The sequence below is a fragment of the Pseudoalteromonas luteoviolacea genome (genome assembly GCF_001696455.1).
GTDB lineage: Bacteria > Pseudomonadota > Gammaproteobacteria > Enterobacterales > Alteromonadaceae > Pseudoalteromonas > Pseudoalteromonas luteoviolacea_C.
The window spans coordinates 470,396-491,556 of record NZ_MAUJ01000004.1; the positions used below are offsets into that span (position 1 = coordinate 470,396).

Below are 21,161 nucleotides of genomic sequence, written 5' to 3' on the forward strand. Positions count from 1 at the left end.
TAAGGATAGGGGCAGAAAGAGGGCTGAGGTTCCACGACAAAGCGGCACTGTGGGGCAATGCTAGCATACCACTAGTTTGCCCACAGAATCTTAGTCTTGTCGACTGGTTACTTCTAGTAAGTGATAGCCAAACTGAGTTTGAACTGGACCTTGCACCTCATTGAGTGGTGCTGAAAATACAACTTTATCAAACTCTGGTACCATCATACCGGGACCAAACTCGCCGAGTGCTCCACCGTCTTGGCCGGAAGGGCAGTTAGAAAACTCTTTTGCAAGCGCAGCAAAGTCTTCTCCATCATCTATTCTCTTTTTGAGCTCTAAACATTGCGCTTCACTGTCCACTAAAATATGTCTTGCACTTGCTAATGTCATGTTCTCTCCATGCTTGCCTCAATTTAGTTCATACAATATTCTAATGCAAAAGTGCGAAAAACGCATGCTTTTACCTTATTTCCTTTTCAATTGCAGTGGTAAGTTCTTCTGATAATGGCTTCGTTCGGCTACCAAAACGCTGAATTTCTTTTCTGTCAGCAGATACTAAATATTTGTAGAAATTCCATTTTGGCGAACCTGCTTGCTCACCCAAATGCTTGAATATAGCGTTGGCATCGTCTCCACGCACATCGCTTGTAGCGATCATGGTAAAGGTTACGCCATAATTTACAAAGCACACTTTCGCGGTGTCTGCTTCATCGTTTTCTTCCTGAAAAAAGTCGTCAGACGGGAATCCAATAACCACGAGGCCTTTGTCTTCGTATTTTTTGTGGAGCTTTTCTAATTCTTCGAATTGACCCGTGAAACCACAGTTACTGGCTGTGTTGACTAACAATAACGGTTTGTCTTTGAATTCACACAAATTGACAGTTTCTTTTGAGCGCAGCTTTCTTAATTCGACATTGGTAAAGTCATTACAGTTGGCAATTGCCACGGGACTGGCTAAGGCGACTGCAACGGCCAAAATGGTTTGTTTTATCATAGTTTTTTCCACGTTTTTTTTAGGTATACGTTGAAGACGGTAAAAAGTTCAGTTGGCGTATCGACGGCTTGCAATCTGTTTCGATATTTTTGCCAATGCACTATAACAAGGACAGTGTAATCGACCTTTTAATTGCAACAAATTTTTATTTGCTTTGATTAATTTCTACTACACTGGATCTTACTATGGATACAGGACGTTGCTATGTCGAATAAGGTTTTGATCATAGATAGTAATAGTGTTTTAGCGATGCGCATAAAAGTACTATTTGAACTATTGGGCAGTGAAGTAGAACATATACACTATGAATCTCTAGACGCTGATATTGCATTTTCTAACTTTGATGTAATCGCCATTGCACATGGGATCCCTCAAGAGTATTTCGAGACACTAGAGTTACTCAGCCAACACGAAAAAATCATACTTCTTGCGCCTAAACCAGAAAATTCAGAACACCTCAGTGCGTTTAGTCAATTAAATCGTGTCCTATCTAATGCCATCGTGATCTACCCTTTTTTCGGCAATAAGGAGATAACGGGCCTTTTGGAGCGGGTATTAGAGATTGGCGAGCAAGCCCAGTTACTGTTACCGAAAGTGTTGCTAGTTGATCATCTACCAAGCCGATTAAAACAGCTGTCAGTGAGTTTACGCGGCGCGCAGTTAGATGTGAAAACGGCCAGCAGTGCCAAAGAAGTTGAGGAATTGATAAAGCAAAATCACTTTGACTTACTCATTTGCGATTTTAACTTAGGCAGTGAGACGGGGTTGGATATATTTGAATTAGTGCGCCAAGTTCAGGTGAATTGCCGTTGCTTACTGATGACGTCGCGAGAAAGTCAGGTCGATATGCTAAAAGCGATCCGACAAGGAGTTGAAGATGTGTTGACTAAGCCTGTTGACGAAAACTCCCTGTTACAATCGCTGCACAAATTATGGCAAACCGAGTTGTTGAGGCGCCATAATCAAGAGCTTGTCGAAAGACTACAAGACACCGTAGATGCATTGATAGAGCGAGATAGTTTGTTGCGGGTGATTTATAAGCATACGCCCGATCCCATTATGCTTTTTAATTTGAAAGGGTATGTCATTGAAGCAAATGATGCCTGCCTGAATTTGTTTGGCCTAAATGCTGAAGAGTTAGAAGCGCACTCTATATTTAATCTCTTTGAAAAAAAGTCGGTCGAAGCACTCCAAGATTGTATAGAGACGAGTTTAATTGCTCGGCATTTCGATTGTGATTTAGTCCTGCCTAGAAATGATGGGTTGTCTATTCCACTCATGGGGACATTCATTGAAATTGATCATCATGGAGAAATCGCCCTCGCAGCTATTTTTAAAAACGTTGCACATTTAAAGCGTAAGCAGCAGTTGCTCGAGGAAGCCAAGGAGGTTTTAGAGGCAGAAGTGCAAGCGAGGACCTATCAATTGCAGTCAGCGAAGGAAGCGGCGGAGAGAGCAAACATCAGTAAATCTGAGTTTTTAGCCAATATGTCTCATGAGCTGAGAACCCCAATGCACTCAATTTTGAGTTTTGCTCGTTTTGGTATTGATAAATTACAGGCCAAAGAAGCACCCATAGACAAATTAAATAAGTATTTATCAAGGATTGAGACCAGTGGAGAGCGTTTGTTGATGTTGCTGAACAACTTACTCGATTTATCTAAACTGGACGCGGGCAGATTTCCTTTTAACCCCAGTGACAATAACTTTGTTTCTTTGCTAAAAGAAGGAATCGAGGATGTTTCTGGTTCAGCAATGGAAAAAGGCATCGTCATCAATTTACATGCAGATGACAGGAGCCTAGCTATTTACTGCGACAGAGATCAAATGGTGCAAGTTGTGCGCAATTTGCTAGGGAATGCCTTGAAATTCAGCCCAGCGAATAGCCAAGTGCAGGTTTACCTCTCAGCCGATGACAGCAAGTTGTACCTCACTATTTGTGATCAAGGTGTTGGCATTCCAAATGATGAACTCGAGCATATTTTCGATAAGTTTGCGCAAAGCAGTAAAACAAATAGCGGAGCAGGCGGCACTGGTTTAGGACTAGCAATATGTAAAGAGTTTATTTTGTTGCACAAAGGGTGCATTTATGCACGAAACAGCGATTCAGGAGGGGCTGAGTTTGTTATTGAGCTGCCAAGGAGTCAGACTAACTAGCGACAGGTAGGATCAGTGTCTATAACTATTAGTAATAAAACTCAAAAGGACATTTAGCGATGGCATTACAACGAATTTTGGCAGTGGATGACGAACCCTTCAATCTTGAGATCATAGAAGAGATACTTGAAGACCTCGACTTCGAAGTGCAAACTGCAACCAGTGGACATGAGTGTTTAGAAGTTGTTGGGGACTTTGACCCACAAGTTATTTTATTGGATGTCAGCATGCCACAAATGAGTGGCTATGAAGTATGTAAAGCCATTAAAGCTGATCCAAACCTACAGCATATTATTGTGATGTTTGTGTCTGCCAGAGGGTCTGTAGAAGAACGCATGGAAGGCTACTCTGTTGGTGCCGAAGACTACATTGTGAAACCTTTTGGCCATAGCGAACTAAAAGCGAAATTGCTTCATTTGGGTCAAATGCTATTGGAAAAGGATATTTTGGAACAACAAGTAGAAGATGCTACTACGACGGCTTTTAGTGCAATGGCAACCAGCAGCGAAATGGGGCAAATTGTTAATTTTGTTGAGCAAGTTGGCGCAATTCAAGATGTTTCGGAGTTAGCTGATGCCTTGATTAGCTGCTTGGCGAATTTTGGCTTGAGTTGCAATATTGAGATGCGTGTTGACGCTGATAGATTACATTTTGCTTCAACAGGTATGTGTTCACCCATTGTGATTGAGCTGTTTGAAATTTTACATTCCAAGGGGCGGCTGCATGAATTTACCAGTCGAATTCTCGTCAACTACGAGTTGCTCAGTGTACTTATCTTAAATATGCCTTCTGAGGATCCAGATAAACATGGTCGTATACGAGATCATATCTGTTTCATTGTGAGTGTTACTGAACAACAGTTGATGTCAATTTTGACTAAAAATCAACTGATTAGTCAACAATCTGAACTCAATGGCGCGATCAAAACTATCCATAGTAAATTCACTGGTTTGCTATCAATGCTGAATAATAACCGCTCTCAAAATGAAGCGATTTTTAAAAGGTTGCAAGAGTTGTTTGAATCTAGGATACCCACAATGGGGCTAGATGAAGATCAAGAAGTGTTTATTTTCCGTCATATTGACGAAGCCATTCAAAGTTCAGTAGCCAGAGAAGAAGCTATTTCTCAGGTAAGAGAGGCATTTTCAGAAATTGAAAATGACTTGTGTTTATTAACCAATAAGGATGCTGCTCAACATTAAGCTAGGCATCTCGAGGCAAGCCTTTTTCAATGATGCGAATGAGTCTTGCCTTTTTTCGCTCATCTTGCTGTTTTTGTTTTTGTTGCGCTAAAGCCCATTGAATGTGTTCTGCGACTAATGGTGTGGCAGAGCGCAGCTTCTGTGAGAGTGCAAGTACAATATTTTCGTCGAAGTCTGCGTTACCCAAACCGACTGCGAGGTTTCTTAGCCATCGCTCGTGGCCTATCCGTCTTATTGGGCTGCCTTCTGTATTTTTTAAAAACGTACTTTCATCCCAGGCGAATAATTCAAGCATTTCTCTGTCTTTAATCGTCTTTCTGGGGTGGAAGTCGGCTTCATCTGTCAGTTGACCAAATCGATTCCAAGGGCAAACAAGTTGACAGTCATCGCAACCGTATATTCTGTTTCCAAGTAATGAACGAAACTCTTCAGGAATGGGACCTTGCAATTCAATGGTTAGATACGAAATACAACGTCTTGCGTCTACGACATAGGGTTCAACAATGGCGCCCGTTGGGCACAAACTGATACAAGCATTACATTTACCACAACCTTCTTCTACTTTATTGCTGTCCGCAGGCAAAGGAAGATCGACAAATAATTCACCAAGGAAAAACCATGAGCCAGCTTGTTTATGAATAAGTAAGCTGTTTTTACCTCGCCAACCAAGACCTGCCTTTTCGGCAATTTGCCGCTCCAAAACGGGGGCTGAGTCAACAAAGGGACGAAAGCCATATTGCCCTACCTCTTGCTCAATACGTTGCCCTAGCTTTTTTAATCTATTTCTCAATACTTTATGGTAGTCACGCCCCAGCGCATAGCGACTGATATAAGCCGTTGAGTTATTTTTTAGTGCTCTGGCAAAACTGGCATCAGGCGGCAGGTAGTTCATTTTGACTGACACTATACTTTTGGTACCGGGTACCAATTCTGCCGGGCGGGCACGTTTCATGCCATGGGCAGCCATATACTCCATTTCACCGTGATACCCTAAATCGAGCCAGCGTTGTAGTTGGTTTTCGTGTTCACTTAGGTCAATATCACTGATCCCCACTTCAGCAAAGCCTAATTCTTTGCCCCAATACTTAATTTTTTCTGCAAGTTCAGTATAGTTAATAGTAGGTCTAGCTTTATCCACGGAATGTCTATTTTGCAAGGTCAATACACACATAATTTACCACAGATTGCTTACTGCGCCCAAGAAGTAAAGCTTCACGAGGAACAAGCCGCGTTAAATTCTGGTACCACGCTCAGAGAGTTAATGCAAAGAGCGGGGCATGCGCTTTATGAATTGATACGGAATAAGGCGGTTAAGAATATTTTGGTTTTTACTGGCAAAGGTAACAATGCTGGTGACGGTTTTATGCTAGCAAATCGCTGCTTGCATGCACAAATGAATGTGACTGTGTGCGCTTTATTCGAGCCGACTTTGTTAAAGGGGGATGCCGCGGAGGCTTATCAACTGTTTTGTCGCAGTGGTGGAAAAGTCGTCGCGCTAAGGTCGTGCTCCGGAAAAAAATACGATGCCATTGTTGATGCTGTATTTGGCACTGGTTTTCGCGGAGAGTTACCAAGTCACGTTAAAGAGGCGTTTTCAGAATACAACTCAAGCAAAGCTTGGAAGTTGGCTGTTGATATCCCCAGTGGCGTTAACGGCACTACGTCGGAAGTGGCACAGGGGACGTTTCACGCCGACACGACATTGACATTTATCGCGCTCAAACAAGGTATGCTGACTGGCGTTGCACCGAGTTACAGCGGTGAAGTACTCCTTGCAGATCTTGGTATCGCGGAAGCTTTTGGTGATCTATCTCACACCAATTGTTGTTACCCCGGCGGTAAATATTTGCGTTCTTTGCGGCCGCAAAGAGCGCCCGACAGCTATAAAAATCAATGTGGACACGTGTTACTGGTAGGGGGCGGTAAGGGCATGGCTGGTGCAATTCGCCTTGCAGCTGAAGCGTGTTTACGAACCGGCGCTGGGTTAGTCTCTGTGGCCACTCACCCTGAAAATCAGGCCAGTGTACTGCAAGGGCGTTATGAGCTGATGGTACATGGTATCTCGATGGTCTCAGAATTAGAGGCACTATTAACCAAGGTGGATGTCGTAGTCATAGGGCCAGGTTTAGGACAAGACTCTTGGGCGCGCAAAATGTTTACTGCCGCTAAACAGTTTCAAGGCGCAGTGGTGTGCGACGCAGATGGACTCAATTTACTCGCTCAAAGCCACTTGCCTTGGCATCGTGCAATCCTGACTCCACACTTAGGAGAAGCCAAACGGTTATTAGACGATCATGGCGTTAATACTGATAAGCGCTTTGAGCTAGCTGAAATGTTAAGTAAGCAATATGCCGCTTGTATTGTACTTAAGGGACCTGGGAGCTTAATTGTAGATGGAAAACGCATAAACATTAACCGCTCAGGCTCTGAAGCTATGGCGAGTGCTGGGATGGGCGATGTATTATCTGGTATAATTGCAGGTTTATTGGCACAAGGCTTGAATAGGTTTGAAGCGGCCACACTTGGTGTGTATATTCATGGTCTTGCAGCTGAACAAGCTGCTCGCGATGGCCATCTTGGGCTGCTTGCGAGTGATTTATTTGTCCATATTAGAGGTATTATGGGATGAACCAAAACAGTACTTTACAGCTTTCACTGGCAGATGAGGAGGCAACAATTGCACTCGGACAGCAATTGGCCTCGGCTATTTGTGAGGGTGCTGTTTTTTACATGCACGGTGATTTGGGCGCCGGTAAAACCACCATGACGCGAGGTTTGGTACAGGGGCTAGGTCACTCTGGCAATGTGAAAAGTCCAACTTATACACTGGTTGAGCCTTATGAGTTGGCAGACAGATCTGTTTACCATTTTGACTTGTATCGCTTAGGCGACCCAGAAGAATTAGAGTTTATGGGAATTAGGGATTACTTTTCAGCGCAAGCTGTGTGTATAGTAGAGTGGCCTGAAAAAGGACACGGGTATATTCCAAACCCTGATATGGATGTTTACTTGGCGTATGAAGGGGAAGCAAGAAGTGCGACTCTAGAAGCGCACAGTGAACGAGGTAAGCAAATATTAGCAGCTATAAGTAGTTATGCGTAGTGCACAGAGTAAATATCTAAATATAATAATAATGTTCGTGCTGCTCGTTTTTGCAGCCGAAACGTTTGCTATAAATGCCATCAACAATGTACGTATTAGGCCTTCAGCCGAAAGTACACGTGTGGTATTTGACTTGTCTAAAAAGCCAGACTTTAGCTATTTTGTTTTGCAAAAGCCATTAAGACTGGTCGTCGATTTTGAAAACACGAAACGGTTGCCCAAACTGCCGGCAATCCCTAAAAGTCACCGTGTGATTAGCAAGATTCGCTATAGTACACCCAAAAAAAAGGGCAGTACGCGGGTTGTCTTTGAATTAAATCGACCAACTAAGCCCGTGATTTTTGCACTGGCGCCGACAGGCTCTAGCTCAAATCGGCTCGTGGTCGATTTATATGGGCAAAAGAAAGCTGCACCACCAAAAACCAGTAATAAAAAACGAGCATTAAAACGCGACCGAGACATTGTGATTGCGATTGATGCTGGTCATGGTGGTCAGGACCCGGGGTCAATTGGTCCGTCAGGGACCTATGAAAAGCACATCACCCTACAGATTGCGAGGCGTCTGGCTAAGCTGATAAATAAAGAACCCGGAATGTCAGCGGAATTGACTCGAGGTGGAGACTACTTTCTCAAATTAAATACGCGAACAGCAAAAGCAAGAAAGAAGCGGGCAGACTTTTTTGTGTCCATTCACGCGGATGCGTTTTCAAGCCCACAACCTAGGGGGGCGTCGGTTTGGACTTTATCGTTACGCCGTGCAAACTCTGAAATAGGTAAATGGCTAGAGAATAAAGAGAAGCAATCGCAGCTTTTAGGTGGCGCTGCTGGCGTAATCAAAGATACTGAGAACGAAAAATATTTAGCGAAGGCTTTGCTAGATATGTCAATGGACCATTCGATGAAAACCGGGTTTCAGGTTGCAGAAGAGATAGTATCTGAACTGAAAAAGGTTGCAAAGTTACACAAAAAACGGCCTCAAGCTGCGAACTTTGGGGTGCTAAAGTCACCGGATATTCCATCAATTTTGGTAGAAACTGGCTTTATTTCTAACCCCCAAGAAGAAAGACAGCTCAAAACAGCATACCATCAGCAGCGGTTAGCGAATGCGGTTTTTGTATCTTTAAAGCGATATTATCAAAAGAACCCACCAGACGATTCATTGTTCGCAAGACTAAAAGAAAAGAAACCTCTTCATCACAAAGTGAAGCGTGGGGAGTCTTTAAGTTTGTTAGCTGCTCGATATGGCACGACTGTATCAGCCCTAAAGAAATTGAATCGACTGAAGAATAATACGTTATATATTGGTCAAGTGTTGACCATACCCAAGGCTTAAATCTATGGCAATCGAGATATTACCTGCTCGCTTAGCAAACCAAATTGCAGCTGGCGAAGTTGTCGAACGCCCAGCATCAGTGGTCAAAGAGCTGGTTGAAAATAGCATTGATGCAGGCGCAACGCGTATTCAAATTGATATAGAGCGTGGCGGCCACAAGCTTATTCGAATTCGCGATAACGGCTCAGGTATCGTCAAAGATGAACTTGCCTTGGCATTATCTCGTCATGCCACCAGTAAACTTAAGAATCTAGATGATCTAGAGGCGATTGCGTCTTTGGGTTTTAGAGGAGAGGCTTTGGCGTCCATCAGCTCAGTATCAAGATTAACGTTGAGCTCAAAACCACGAGCTCAAGATACTGCTTGGCAAGCGTGTGCTGAAGGTCGAGATATGGCCGTCCAAGTTCAGCCCACAGCGCACCCTGATGGCACCACCATAGAGGTCAAAGACCTCTTTTTTAATACGCCAGCTAGGCGTAAATTTCTTCGTACTGAAAAAACGGAGTTTAGTCATATAGATGAACTCGTTAAGCGTATTGCGTTAAGTCGATTTGATGTGGCAATTACATTAACGCACAATCAAAAAGTGGTTCGTCAATTTAGGGCGCAATCTAATCCTCGCAGCATTGAACGAGTCGCACATGTTGCTGGGCGAGTATTTCAACGTGAAGCCAGTTTTATTGAATCAGGTTATGAAGGTTTAGAGCTATATGGCTGGGTTTTACCGCTTGGCAGTAATTCTCAACCGCAATACACTTATGTCAACGGCAGAATGATGCGGGATAAATTGATACTCCATGCAATTCGTCAAGCGTTTGAAGAAGCATCTGGAAGTCAAGAAACGCCAGGATTTGTCGTTTATTTAAATCTGGACCCTAAGCAGGTAGATGTAAACGTACACCCAGCAAAGCATGAGGTCAGATTTCACCAAGCACGCCTTGTGCATGATTTTATTGTCCAAGCCATAAAGCAGGTAGTTGAGCCCCGCAGTGCATCTTTACTGGCACAAACGGGTGAATCAGAACCAATGTATATGGAGCAGACTGCTCAAATTGAGAGTACGGCTCCACCAGAGCAGCAGTCAATTCATCAAGAGTACCGAACGCCACTTAGGCAAAGTGATTCCCAAGTGAGAGAACCTGTTAGCTTTGACACGCACACCGAACAAAGACCTCCAAGGGGGGCCTCTGTAAGTCAGTCAGCGTATTCTTCAGGTCGCACCGTGAGCCCAAGCCGAGATTTTAGTTCAGCTGCTACTCAGCAAAAAAAAGTTAATGTAAATCAGCTGTACCAAGCATTTAATCAAGAGCAAGAACCTGTGCCTTCGGCATCGTCACATTTATCGATGGACGCCAACTCGAGTACAGCGAATGAATTTGAAACGGCTACCCAAACGCAGTGGATGGCACTCCCGCAAGGGGCCATCTTGTTACAGGTGGCGCAGCAATTACTCATAACACATGGCCGATATGGACTGAAACCAATGTGGCAGGAGCAAATCGAATCTGATGGGACTTTATTGGGTAAAGCGTTATTGCTGCCTGTTCGGGTGAACCAAAGTACGGACGAAGCTTTGCTGTTGCAACGAGAAAGCTCTTGGCTAACCCTGTTAGGTTTTGAATTGCTTTTTAAAGACAAGCACGTGATGGTGAAAAAATTACCCGTTAGCTTGTACAGCCTAGATGTTGGGCAGTGTATTTCGTTACTGGTTGAGACGTGCCAAAACCTTCAAGGCCGCGTGTCTGACTTAGACTTCTGGATAGATTGGTTGCTATCTCATACCCCAGATAGTTACTTTTCTTCCCAGCATTTTGAAATGGTTCGTGAAAAAATGCTAAAAAAACAGAAAAGCAAAGCAGCAATTACTGCAAAAGCAGTTAAAATAGAGCCAAATTATATTTTAGATTTATTACCGAAAGGTCGTTAGTTTGCAGAATAAACCAGTTATCACCCTAATGGGCCCAACCGCAGCGGGAAAAACCGCGCTGGCTATTGAGCTGTGTAGGCAGTTGAACACTGAAATTATCAGTGTCGATTCTGCGCTTGTATATAAAGGGATGGATATAGGTACGGCAAAACCTGATCAGGAAGAACTCGCGCAAGCCCCGCACCATTTAATCGATTTGATAGATCCTCGAGAGAGTTACTCTGTGGCTGATTTTCGAAAAGATGCGATAGCATGTATTGACCAACTTCATTCGCAGGGTAAAGTACCTGTGCTTGTAGGTGGTACAATGATGTATTTTAAGGGCTTAATCGAGGGCCTATCGCCGTTGCCAGAAGCGTCCAGTGAAGTGAGAAAGGAGCTAGAGCAGCAAGCCTCAGAGTTAGGATGGCCTGCATTACATGCTCAGTTAATAGACATTGATCCACAGGCCGCGCAAAAAATCAGTGAAAATGATTCACAAAGGATTAATCGTGCACTGGAGGTTTATCGTATAACTGGAAAACCAATGTCAGTATTGCAAAAAGAGAAACAACCTCCGTTGCCATACGACTTTTATCAATTTGCTATCGCCCCCAGTGATCGTAAAATACTGCACGAGCGAATTGAAAAAAGATTTAAAATAATGCTAGAACAAGGGTTTAAAAACGAAGTTTTGGCCTTATATAATCGAAAGGATTTACACTCAGACCTGCCTTCTATCCGATGCGTCGGATACAGACAGATGTGGGACTATTTAGCCGGTGAATATGACTATGATGAAATGGTTTTCAGAGGTATCGCCGCAACCAGACAACTAGCAAAGCGCCAGTTGACTTGGCTTCGGAGTTGGCCAGAGGTAAATTGGTTAGAAACCGGAGAGCAAGAAAACTTGCAACGAATTTTAAGTTCGCTAAGCTAATAGTAGTTGAACCAATATTTTGTTGATATTTATTCAACTAACTCAACATAATAACACCTAGAACGAAGGATAAGAAAATGGCAAAAGGCCAATCGTTACAAGACCCATTTTTGAATGTCTTGCGTCGTGAGCGCATTCCAGTTTCAATTTTTTTAGTTAACGGCATCAAATTACAAGGTAAAATTCAGTCTTTTGACCAATTCGTGATTTTACTAGAAAATACCGTCAATCAAATGGTATATAAACATGCTATCTCAACTGTTGTTCCTGCAAGAGCCGTAAATTTCCAAAACACACAAGGGAATGAAGGCGCGGAACAAAATGAAGATGGTAATTTTTAATAGATATTAGGAGCATGTTGCTTGTTTGACCGTTATGAAGCCGGCGAACAGGCAGTCTTAGTGCACATAGAATTTCCAAATGAAGGTGATCGTGAGGATCTACAAGAACTGGAAATGCTAGTATCTTCTGCTGGTGTTAGTAGTGTGGCGGTTGTGCAAGGCAGCCGTCAGGCACCTCACCCCAAACTGTTTGTCGGAACGGGTAAAGCGGAAGAGATTGCCGAGATTGTCAGAACTTATAAAGCAGACGTCATTATATTTAATCACCAACTCAGTCCCTCTCAAGAACGTAACTTAGAGCATGTCTGCCGTTGCCGTGTTTTGGACAGAACTACACTTATCTTGGATATATTTGCGCAGCGAGCTCGTACGCATGAAGGTAAATTGCAGGTGGAGCTTGCGCAGTTGAGACATATTTCGACTCGGCTGATCAGAGGATGGACTCACCTAGAAAGGCAAAAAGGTGGAATTGGTTTACGAGGACCTGGCGAAACGCAGCTTGAAACGGACCGCCGTTTACTTCGAGAAAGAATTAAAAGTATTCGTAAACGTTTAGATAAAGTGTCGGTTGTGCGTGAACAAGGGCGCAGGGCGAGAAGCCGTAATGAGATCCCTACGGTATCATTAGTGGGTTATACCAATGCTGGTAAATCTACGCTCTTCAATCGAATCACAAACTCTGATGTTTACGCTGCCGATCAATTGTTTGCTACGTTGGACCCGACTTTAAGGAAGTTGGAAATCGATGATGTTGGTGCTGTCATCCTCGCTGATACCGTTGGGTTCATTAGGCATTTGCCACATGACCTTGTTGCGGCATTTAAAGCAACATTGACCGAAACAAGAGAAGCAGATCTGCAACTTCATGTTGTGGATGTAGCCGACCACAGAAGAAAAGAGAATATAGAACAGGTACAATCGGTGCTTGAAGAGATTGAAGCGGATGAAATACCGCAGTTGCTGGTGTATAACAAAATTGACTTAGTGGAAGAGATCCAGCCAAAAATCGACCGAGACGAAAACGGTATGCCGATCAGAGTATGGCTGTCTGCTCAAGCCAATGAAGGTATTGAACTATTATCTCAAGCAATATCAGAGTTACTTGCAAAGAAGATGTTCAGCAACCGATTGGTGTTGCCACCTGCTTTTGGCAAGTTACGCGGAGCACTGTTTAATCTGAATGCGGTTAATCATGAAAGTTACGATGATCAAGGTAACTGGCTGCTAGATGTTCGATTACCCCAAGCTGATTGGGAGCGTCTTAAAAAAGAACAAGGGCCAGAAATTGAGCAGTTTATCGCTCAAAATTGAAAAAATTACGAATTCACCCCAATTCTCTATTAGAATGGGGTGAATTTTGATAGATTAAATTTAATTCATTTTATAACAATGGAGTATAGCTATGGCCTGGAACGAACCGGGTAATAATGGCAATGATAACGACCCATGGAAAAACCGTGGTGGGCGAGATCAAGGGCCACCTGATCTGGACGAGGTATTCCGTAAGTTCAACAATAAGTTTGGCGGTATATTTGGTGGTAAGCCAGGTAACAACAAAGGCGGACTTGGCGGTGCAGGAGTCACCTTTATTTTCATTATTGCGCTAATTGTATGGGCGTTAAGCGGGATTTATACCGTAAAGGAAGCTGAACGAGGAATCGTACTGCAGTTTGGTAAATTTGACCGAATTGCTGAGCCTGGTTTACGCTGGAAAATGACTTTCGTTGAGCGTGTTATTCCTATCGATATCGAAGCGGTACGTTCTTTGTCTGCCTCTGGTTTCATGCTGACGGAAGACGAAAATGTGGTGAGCGTCGAGTTTGAAGTTCAGTATCGAGTTGTTGATCCGACTCTATACCGTTTCAGCGTAACAGATGCCGATCACAGCTTACAACAGGCGCTAGACAGCGCACTGCGTTATGTTGTTGGTCACTCTCGAATGGACCAAGTACTAACGACGGGTCGTGAGCAAGTACGTCAACGTACTTGGGATGAACTGAATAAAATTATTGAACCATATAACCTTGGTTTGATTGTGACGGATGTCAACTTCAAAGACTCAAGACCGCCAGCAGAAGTAAAAGATGCATTTGATGATGCAATTGCGGCGCAAGAAGATGAAGAGCGTTTCATTCGTGAAGCAGAAGCATACGCGAGAGAAATTGAGCCGCGTGCGCGTGGTCAAGTTACGCGTATGACGCAAGAAGCTGAAGCATATAAAGAGCGCATCATGCTTGAAGCACAGGGTGAAGTAGCACGATTTGAAAAGCTACTACCTGAATATGCAGCAGCGAAAGAAGTAACACGTGAGCGTCTATATATTGAAACAATGGAAGAAATTTTAGGACGCAGTTCTAAAGTCATTGTGGATGTAAAAGGTGGCAATAATATGATGTATTTACCACTAGATAAGATCATGCAGCAATCTCAGTCGTCTTCAGCGGTTACTCTGCCAAGCAGAAACGACATTAATCAATTGCGTCAGTCATTAGGCCAGTCACGAAATAGTACCGTGAACAGTGGCAATGACCGCTTTTCGCAAGATCGTTTTAACAGTGGGAGATAATATTGATGAGAAATTTTAGCTTTGTCTTATTGATACTAGGCGGCCTACTGGCTTTTTCTTCGGTGTTTGTGGTAACTGAAGGCCAAAGAGCAATCGTGATGTTATTCAGCAAGGTGCAAAAAGACAGCCAAGACAATGCGGTTGTTTATGAGCCTGGTTTACATTTTAAGGTGCCATTTTTCAGTCAGGTACGCCATCTTGATGCGCGTATTCAAACGCTGGACGGTGCGCCTGATCGCTTTGTAACAAGTGAGAAAAAAGACCTTATCGTTGACTCGTTTGTAAAGTGGCGTGTAAGCGACTTTTCGAACTTCTACCTACGTGCTCGTGGTGATAAGCAATACGCAGAAACACTGCTACAGCAAAAAGTGAACAACGGCTTGAGAACAAACTTTGGTTCTAGAACCATCAAAGAGATTGTATCAGGTGAGCGTAGCGAGTTGATGCTAGAAGCTTTGGCACAAGCATCAGAAAGTGCACAAGAGCTAGGTATTGAAGTTTTAGACGTACGTGTTAAGCAAATTAACCTGCCTAACGAAGTAAGTAACTCTATTTTCCAACGTATGCGTGCTGAACGTACTGCTGTGGCTAAAGAGCACCGCTCAGAAGGTCAAGAAAAAGCAGAAACAATCCGTGCAGAAGTGGATCGTCGTGTTACGGTTATGTTGGCAGATGCAGAGCGAAATGCGCGAACAGTTCGAGGTGAAGGTGATGCTGAAGCTGCGAATATCTACGCGCAGGCATATAATAAAGATCCTGAATTCTTTGGCTTTATTCGCTCGTTAGAAGCGTATAAAAAGACTTTCACAAGCAAGAGTGATGTGATGGTACTTTCACCAGACAGTGAGTTCTTTGATTATATGAAGCAAAAGCAGGCTCAGTAATTGAACCTGAATTTGTAACTGACAATTTATTAAAAAGCCCATCTTTTGATGGGCTTTTTTGTATTTAATTCAATCGTTTTTGAAAGATATCAATTTGGCTGAAGAAAAATCACCCGAAACAGGGTGATTTTCACCTCACTTTTCTGGTAAAATCTGCGCCTAATTTTTTCTAAGTGATATTGCAATGGGTAAAAACGTCGTTGTATTAGGCACCCAATGGGGTGACGAAGGTAAAGGTAAGGTTGTAGACCTACTAACAGATAAAGCTTCTCTAGTTGTTCGCTATCAAGGTGGGCACAATGCTGGGCACACATTGGTTATCAATGGTGAGAAAACGGTATTGCACCTAATTCCATCTGGTATTTTACGTGATAACGTAAAATGTGTAATCGGTAACGGTGTAGTATTGGCACCTGATGCTTTAATGAAAGAAGTTAACATGCTTGAAGAGCGCGGCGTACCAGTACGTGAGCGTCTACTGATCAGTGAAGCATGTCCTCTAATTCTTCCTTACCATGTTGCACTAGACCAAGCTCGTGAGCTTGCGCGAGGCAATAAAGCTATTGGTACAACTGGACGTGGTATTGGTCCTGCATACGAAGATAAAGTCGCTCGTCGTGGTCTTCGTGTTGGTGATTTATTCAACCCAGAGCAATTCGCAGCTAAGCTTAAAGAAGTGATTGAGTACCATAACTTCTCACTTGAGCACTACTACAAAGTTGAGCCTGTTGACTTCCAGAAAACTTATGATGACGCAATGGAAATTGCAGAAATCCTTAAGGCAATGGTTGTTGATGTAACTGAGCTACTTGATCAGACGCGTGAAAAAGGTGACAACATCCTATTTGAAGGCGCACAAGGTACGCTTCTAGATATCGACCACGGTACATACCCATACGTAACGTCGTCAAACACAACAGCTGGCGGTGTAGCGACAGGTGCTGGTTTTGGTCCATTAAACCTAGATTATGTGCTTGGTATCGTGAAAGCGTACACAACACGTGTTGGTTCAGGTCCATTCCCTACTGAGTTGTATGATGGCGTAGACAAGCAAGACCCAGTTGGTAAACACTTGGGTGAGAAAGGTCATGAGTTCGGTGCTACAACAGGTCGTTTGCGTCGTACTGGTTGGTTTGACGCGGTTGCTATGCGCCGTGCAGTTCAGATCAATAGCATCACTGGTTTCTGCTTAACTAAGCTTGACGTACTTGACGGTATCGAGACTATTAAAATCTGTACAGGTTACCAACTTGAAGATGGCACAGTAACAAATGTGACGCCACTTGCAGCTGAAGGCTACGAGAAAGTAACACCTGTATACGAAGAAATGCCAGGTTGGAGCGAAAATACGTTTGGTGCAACATCAGTAGAGCAACTACCAGAAGCTGCAATCAACTATATCAAACGCTTAGAAGAAATTACCGGTGTACCAATCGATATTATATCGACAGGCCCAGACCGCGTAGAAACCATGATTGTTCGCAACCCATTTGGCGAATAATTAAAAAAAAGCTGCTTCGGCAGCTTTTTTTATGCCTGTAGATATGCAGGTTATTATTTGAAGTCGTATTAAATTGGTACAATTATTGTATTATAAGTTCAGGTCCAACAGTGTTTGCCAAAATATGATGACGACTAAATTACGAAATATCTTTTTCCTAGTAGGTGTGGCTTTCTCTTCTTGTTCACTGGCTAATGAGCAAATTGAAGCAGTGCCCCTTTACACTCAGGATGAGCTGATCACGCTCATTAATAATAATGCCCATCTGCAACGCGTTAAAGACGATGATTGCCAACTAGTCCAAGATATCGAAGCCAGAGCTGAAATTATGGGGCTACCTTCCTATCAATTCTTATATGGCGATATGCTGGCCTACGCTGTGTGTGTCGAGCAGGATGTTGAACTTGGCCTGTATTACATGCGCCAAGCGGCCCAGCAAGGGCTTGCCGCAGCGTTAGAACAGCTCGGCCGCTACTATGATGTAGGCCAGCTAGTACAGGCAGACAAAGCGATGGCGATTGTTTACTTACGAGAAGCAGCGGCACTGGGTAATTTGAATGCTCAACTGCGCTTGGTGGGATTATTTAATAAAGGTTATGGCAGTCCTCGCGATTATGAAGATGCTTACCGTTGGCTATTTCATGCAGTGGTTGCTGATAAAGAAGTGCATAAAAAAATTGAGCGCTCACTATCACAGCTTGGAGAAAAAATGCCCGCCAGCGTCATTAAGCGGGCACGTCTACCAAATTAGCTTTAGCTACTTAGCTTTTCGCCTATGGATGCTTCTTTAATCGTTGGGTCTTTTAAAATGGACATCTTGGGCGGTTGCAATGCCAAGATTTTGTCACCTTGCTCTGGGAGCTTCTTATCTTCCGAAGTAAATGGTCTAATAGAAAGAGGCTCATCTTTTTTCTGCTCAGAAATTATAAATAAAGGAATTGCCTCTTTATTCACTTCCAAATATTGTTCCCAACTAAACTCTTCAGACAGTTTTGTCGCACTGACTTTTCCACCTTTAGCCATTAAGCTACTTAATTTCGCATAGTTGCCCGTTTCGCCAAAGAGTATTTGACGGGACAAAAAAGTTGCACTGTCTTTATTCGCTTTAGCATGATTTGTGGAAGATTTGAGTGAGTAAACACTCTCTTCATCTAGTAGATGGGAAAAATACTGAACACCTAGGGCATTGTGATGCCTATTTGGAGACAAGGCCAACACCGAGCGAAGGCTTGTCAGAGGTAAGTAGCGCTCGGCATGTTCTGACTGAGGGTTTCCGTAGTAACAGGGAAGACCATCCATTCTGGCCATTTTGCAGTTTTCCCACGCAGGGTCGGATAAGTACACATCAATATTTTGTTCTTTTAGTCCACATGCAATGGCGCGAGCGACATGATTAGCACCGATAATGAGCAGAGTACTTGGGCAGGGCTGACGAACTCCGAGTAACCTCGCCAAAGGCGTGGCAGTGAGGCTTTGCAGGATGACAGTCACAATTATGACGGTGAATATCAGCGGTACTATCTTTTGTGCATCCGGCGTACCAGATTGCGCCATACTTAGGGCAAAGACGGAGCCAACAGCTGCGGCGACGATACCACGAGGGGCTATCCAAGCGAGCATTAGGCGGGACTTAAGGGGGATGTCACTATTGAATGTAGATACTGCTATACTCAATGGCCGCGCGACAAACAATACAATGGCCAAAAACCAAAAGATACCACTGTCTAGCATCAGTAACTCTTCAACTTTAAGGCGGGCAGCAAGCAGGATAAATAAACTTGAGATCAGTATCATCGAGAGGTCTTCTTTGAACTCAAGGACGGCATCAATTTCCAAGTCATCCTGATTGGCAAGCCAGATACCAAACACGGTGACAGCAAGTAATCCTGATTCGTGGCTTAGATGATTCGACAGGGTAAAGCTCATTAAAACTAGCGCGAGAATACCAAATTTGTGTAATTCGAACGGCAGCCATTCATTGCGAATAAGATAGCTGGTAATCCAACCAGACACGAGACCAACACTCAATCCCACACCTAACGTCGAAAGCAATGCCATAAGCGTATGGCTAAAAACGCCGTCTTTATCCACCAGACTGACAGCTTCAAACACCAAAACCGCAAAAAGCGCGCCTATCGGGTCAATCACAATGCCTTCCCAGCGCAGAATTCTATCGATGTCTTTGGTCGGGCGCATTGCATTAAGCATAGGGGCGATGACAGTAGGTCCGGTCACAACCAGTACCGCGCCTAAAACTGCCGCGACCCGCCAGTCCAATTCTAAAATGTAGATTGCACAGGCTGTGATAATGATAAAGGTGGTGAGCATGCCGATAGAACAGAGGTTTCGGACGACTTTTCCTATGCCCTTTAATTCGCGAAAATGCAGGGTCAGAGAGCCTTCGAAAAGGATTATAGCCACCGACAAAGAAACCACCGGGAATAGCAAATCACCCAGTAGTTTATCTGGGTCAAGTACGCCAGTCACCGGCCCTAACATCAGCCCAGTCAGTAATAAAAATAAAATAGCAGGCACTCGCACAACCCAAGCGAGCCATTGAGCAATCACAGAGCATACGGCGATTGCCGCAATAAAAATAGCTGACATAAACTCTCCAGCTTAGTTAGCGTATTGAATATTAGTATAGTGGTAGCCTCGTTATATCATAGTAAAGATGTCAAAAAAGAGAATAAACGCTTAAAAAATAGATAAATTTTCCGAGATATAAACTGTTTACTTGGGAATTAAGCTTGACAAAATAAGAGCAATATTCACTTTACCTGCAAGAAGGTTCTTGCTTATTATCGGGGGCGGTGGTTAAAAAGACCATGGCTAAATATCAGCAATTTGGGAATGAGAGGAAAATGAGTTTAATAGAAGAACTCGCTAAAAATGCGTCGAAAGCTGCTAAGCAGCTCGCAATTTTGAGCACAGAGCAAAAAAATACGATCCTTGTGGAATTGGCTTCAGCGTTGCGCGCGCAGTCAGAGGAGATATTACAGGCAAATCAGCGAGACCTTGATGCTGCAAAGCACAATCACTTGAGTGCGGCGATGATAGATAGGTTGACATTAACCACACAACGCATCGATGAAATGGCTTTAGGTGTAGAAAAAATAGCAAAGTTGCCGGACCCAGTTGGTAACATAAGGGAGCTTGGACGTCAGCCAAGTGGCATTTTGGTAAAAAAAATGCGTGTTCCGTTGGGGGTGATTTGTATGATCTACGAGGCCCGTCCAAATGTCACCGCAGATGCAGGCGCGCTTTGCTTTAAGTCTGGTAATGGGGTTATTTTGCGCGGCGGGAAAGAGGCGCTCAACAGCTCTTTGGCTATTGCGAAAGTCATGCATCAGGTATTGATTAAGTTTAACTTACCTGAGGAGCTTATTACTGTGGTGCCAGATCCTGATAGAGCGTTGCTATTGGAGTTGATGCAGCAGAAAGATGATATTGACTTGATCATTCCACGCGGTGGAGAGGGCCTAATCGAGTTTGTTACAAAAAACAGCGCAATTCCTGTGATCCAACACTTTAAGGGTGTATGTCATTTGTATGTTGATGCCGAGGCGGACTTAGACATTGCCATGGGGCTTTTACTCAATGGTAAAACGCAGCGAACCGGTGTGTGTAATGCATTAGAGTGCTTGGTGGTCCATCGAGATATTGCAAGGGAGTTTCTCCCACAAGTCAACAAAGCGCTTACTCAAGCACAAGTTAGAATCAATGCTTGTCATCAGGCTGAAAAATATTTCGATACTGCCAATGTATTGTCTGAAAACGAATTTGGTGAGGAATACTTAAGCTTGGAAATTGCCGTTCGTATCGTAGACGACTTTACTGGTGCGCTGGCGCATATTGATAGGTTTGGAAGTCATCATACTGAAGTGATCTGTACTAAAAATTCAGACACAGCAACGCTGTTTCAACAGTGTGTGGATGCATCTGTCGTAATGGTGAATGCGTCATCTAGATTTAGTGATGGCGGTCAACTTGGACTTGGTGCCGAAATTGGTATTGCAACGACAAAACTTCATGCATATGGTCCAATGGGGCTTGAATCTTTAACCACTGAAAAGTATTTGGTTGAAGGTGAAGGTCAAATTAGAACTTAGAGAAGGAAAAGTGGTGGAGCTAAGCAGGATCGAACTGCTGACCTCCTGCGTGCAAGGCAGGCGCTCTCCCAGCTGAGCTATAGCCCCACTTTACTTGGGAATATCGCAAAAGAAATTGGTGGAGCTAAGCAGGATCGAACT

Annotated in this window: 18 protein-coding genes and 1 tRNA gene; 14 read left to right on the plus strand and 5 right to left on the minus strand. The window is 43.6% G+C overall.

What is annotated here, in order from left to right:
* Positions 1–90: 90 nt before the first annotated feature.
* Positions 91–372, minus strand: a complete 282-nt coding sequence (locus A7985_RS14915) for a peptidylprolyl isomerase (protein ID WP_063358812.1) — start codon at positions 370–372, stop codon at positions 91–93.
* A 70-nt stretch (positions 373–442) separates the two neighbouring features.
* The gene (locus A7985_RS14920) at positions 443–976 is read right to left on the minus strand and encodes a glutathione peroxidase (protein WP_065791247.1); all 534 of its coding nucleotides are present in this window, start codon (positions 974–976) and stop codon (positions 443–445) included.
* A 204-nt stretch (positions 977–1,180) separates the two neighbouring features.
* Here A7985_RS14920 and A7985_RS14925 point away from each other — a divergent pair, with 204 nt between their 5' ends.
* Both A7985_RS14925 and A7985_RS14930 read left to right on the plus strand, forming a co-directional pair.
* On the plus strand, positions 1,181–3,133 hold the full coding sequence (locus tag A7985_RS14925; RefSeq protein ID WP_065791248.1) for an ATP-binding protein: 1,953 nt from the start codon (positions 1,181–1,183) through the stop codon (positions 3,131–3,133).
* Between the two features lie 59 nt (positions 3,134–3,192).
* Positions 3,193–4,335: a response regulator gene (locus A7985_RS14930; protein ID WP_065791249.1), complete on the plus strand. Its 1,143-nt coding sequence runs from the start codon at positions 3,193–3,195 to the stop codon at positions 4,333–4,335.
* Position 4,336: 1 nt separating this feature from the next.
* Here the strand turns inward: A7985_RS14930 and queG are convergent, their stop codons facing one another.
* A complete protein-coding gene (gene queG, locus A7985_RS14935) occupies positions 4,337–5,473 on the minus strand; it encodes a tRNA epoxyqueuosine(34) reductase QueG (RefSeq protein ID WP_256096774.1) in 1,137 nt (378 codons plus the stop codon).
* Positions 5,474–5,476: 3 nt separating this feature from the next.
* Between queG and A7985_RS14940 the strand changes: the two genes are divergently transcribed.
* From A7985_RS14940 to A7985_RS14990, 11 genes are all read left to right on the plus strand, one after another.
* Complete coding sequence (locus A7985_RS14940) at positions 5,477–6,964, plus strand: bifunctional ADP-dependent NAD(P)H-hydrate dehydratase/NAD(P)H-hydrate epimerase (RefSeq protein ID WP_065791251.1); 1,488 nt, start codon at positions 5,477–5,479, stop codon at positions 6,962–6,964.
* Positions 6,961–7,437: a tRNA (adenosine(37)-N6)-threonylcarbamoyltransferase complex ATPase subunit type 1 TsaE gene (gene tsaE / locus A7985_RS14945; protein WP_065791252.1), complete on the plus strand. Its 477-nt coding sequence runs from the start codon at positions 6,961–6,963 to the stop codon at positions 7,435–7,437. Before A7985_RS14940 ends, tsaE begins: the two co-directional genes overlap by 4 nt.
* A gap of 31 nt (positions 7,438–7,468) precedes the next feature.
* Complete coding sequence (locus A7985_RS14950) at positions 7,469–8,770, plus strand: N-acetylmuramoyl-L-alanine amidase (RefSeq protein WP_256096775.1); 1,302 nt, start codon at positions 7,469–7,471, stop codon at positions 8,768–8,770.
* Positions 8,771–8,774: 4 nt separating this feature from the next.
* Positions 8,775–10,697, plus strand: a complete 1,923-nt coding sequence (gene mutL, locus A7985_RS14955; RefSeq protein ID WP_065791254.1) for a DNA mismatch repair endonuclease MutL — start codon at positions 8,775–8,777, stop codon at positions 10,695–10,697.
* 28 nt (positions 10,698–10,725) lie between these two features.
* Positions 10,726–11,616 (plus strand): tRNA (adenosine(37)-N6)-dimethylallyltransferase MiaA, encoded by an 891-nt coding sequence (miaA, locus tag A7985_RS14960; RefSeq protein ID WP_065791285.1) that lies wholly within the window; start codon positions 10,726–10,728, stop codon positions 11,614–11,616.
* Positions 11,617–11,693: 77 nt separating this feature from the next.
* Positions 11,694–11,957 (plus strand): RNA chaperone Hfq, encoded by a 264-nt coding sequence (gene hfq, locus A7985_RS14965; protein WP_039611821.1) that lies wholly within the window; start codon positions 11,694–11,696, stop codon positions 11,955–11,957.
* Positions 11,958–11,978: 21 nt separating this feature from the next.
* A complete protein-coding gene (hflX, locus tag A7985_RS14970) occupies positions 11,979–13,268 on the plus strand; it encodes a ribosome rescue GTPase HflX (RefSeq protein WP_065791255.1) in 1,290 nt (429 codons plus the stop codon).
* A 91-nt stretch (positions 13,269–13,359) separates the two neighbouring features.
* The gene (hflK, locus tag A7985_RS14975; RefSeq protein ID WP_063374564.1) at positions 13,360–14,523 is read left to right on the plus strand and encodes an FtsH protease activity modulator HflK; all 1,164 of its coding nucleotides are present in this window, start codon (positions 13,360–13,362) and stop codon (positions 14,521–14,523) included.
* A 5-nt stretch (positions 14,524–14,528) separates the two neighbouring features.
* On the plus strand, positions 14,529–15,407 hold the full coding sequence (gene hflC / locus A7985_RS14980) for a protease modulator HflC (RefSeq protein ID WP_063374563.1): 879 nt from the start codon (positions 14,529–14,531) through the stop codon (positions 15,405–15,407).
* Between the two features lie 184 nt (positions 15,408–15,591).
* Positions 15,592–16,908, plus strand: a complete 1,317-nt coding sequence (locus A7985_RS14985) for an adenylosuccinate synthase (RefSeq protein WP_065791256.1) — start codon at positions 15,592–15,594, stop codon at positions 16,906–16,908.
* A gap of 124 nt (positions 16,909–17,032) precedes the next feature.
* On the plus strand, positions 17,033–17,659 hold the full coding sequence (locus tag A7985_RS14990; protein ID WP_141685371.1) for a tetratricopeptide repeat protein: 627 nt from the start codon (positions 17,033–17,035) through the stop codon (positions 17,657–17,659).
* A gap of 2 nt (positions 17,660–17,661) precedes the next feature.
* Here the strand turns inward: A7985_RS14990 and A7985_RS14995 are convergent, their stop codons facing one another.
* A complete protein-coding gene (locus A7985_RS14995) occupies positions 17,662–19,515 on the minus strand; it encodes a cation:proton antiporter (RefSeq protein ID WP_065791257.1) in 1,854 nt (617 codons plus the stop codon).
* A 257-nt stretch (positions 19,516–19,772) separates the two neighbouring features.
* On the opposite strand from A7985_RS14995, the gene A7985_RS15000 reads away from it, so the two are divergent.
* Positions 19,773–21,020, plus strand: coding sequence for a glutamate-5-semialdehyde dehydrogenase (locus tag A7985_RS15000; protein WP_065791258.1), 1,248 nt, complete (start codon positions 19,773–19,775; stop codon positions 21,018–21,020).
* 11 nt (positions 21,021–21,031) lie between these two features.
* Here the strand turns inward: A7985_RS15000 and A7985_RS15005 are convergent.
* Positions 21,032–21,107: transfer RNA gene (locus A7985_RS15005), tRNA-Ala, on the minus strand.
* Positions 21,108–21,161: the final 54 nt, after the last annotated feature.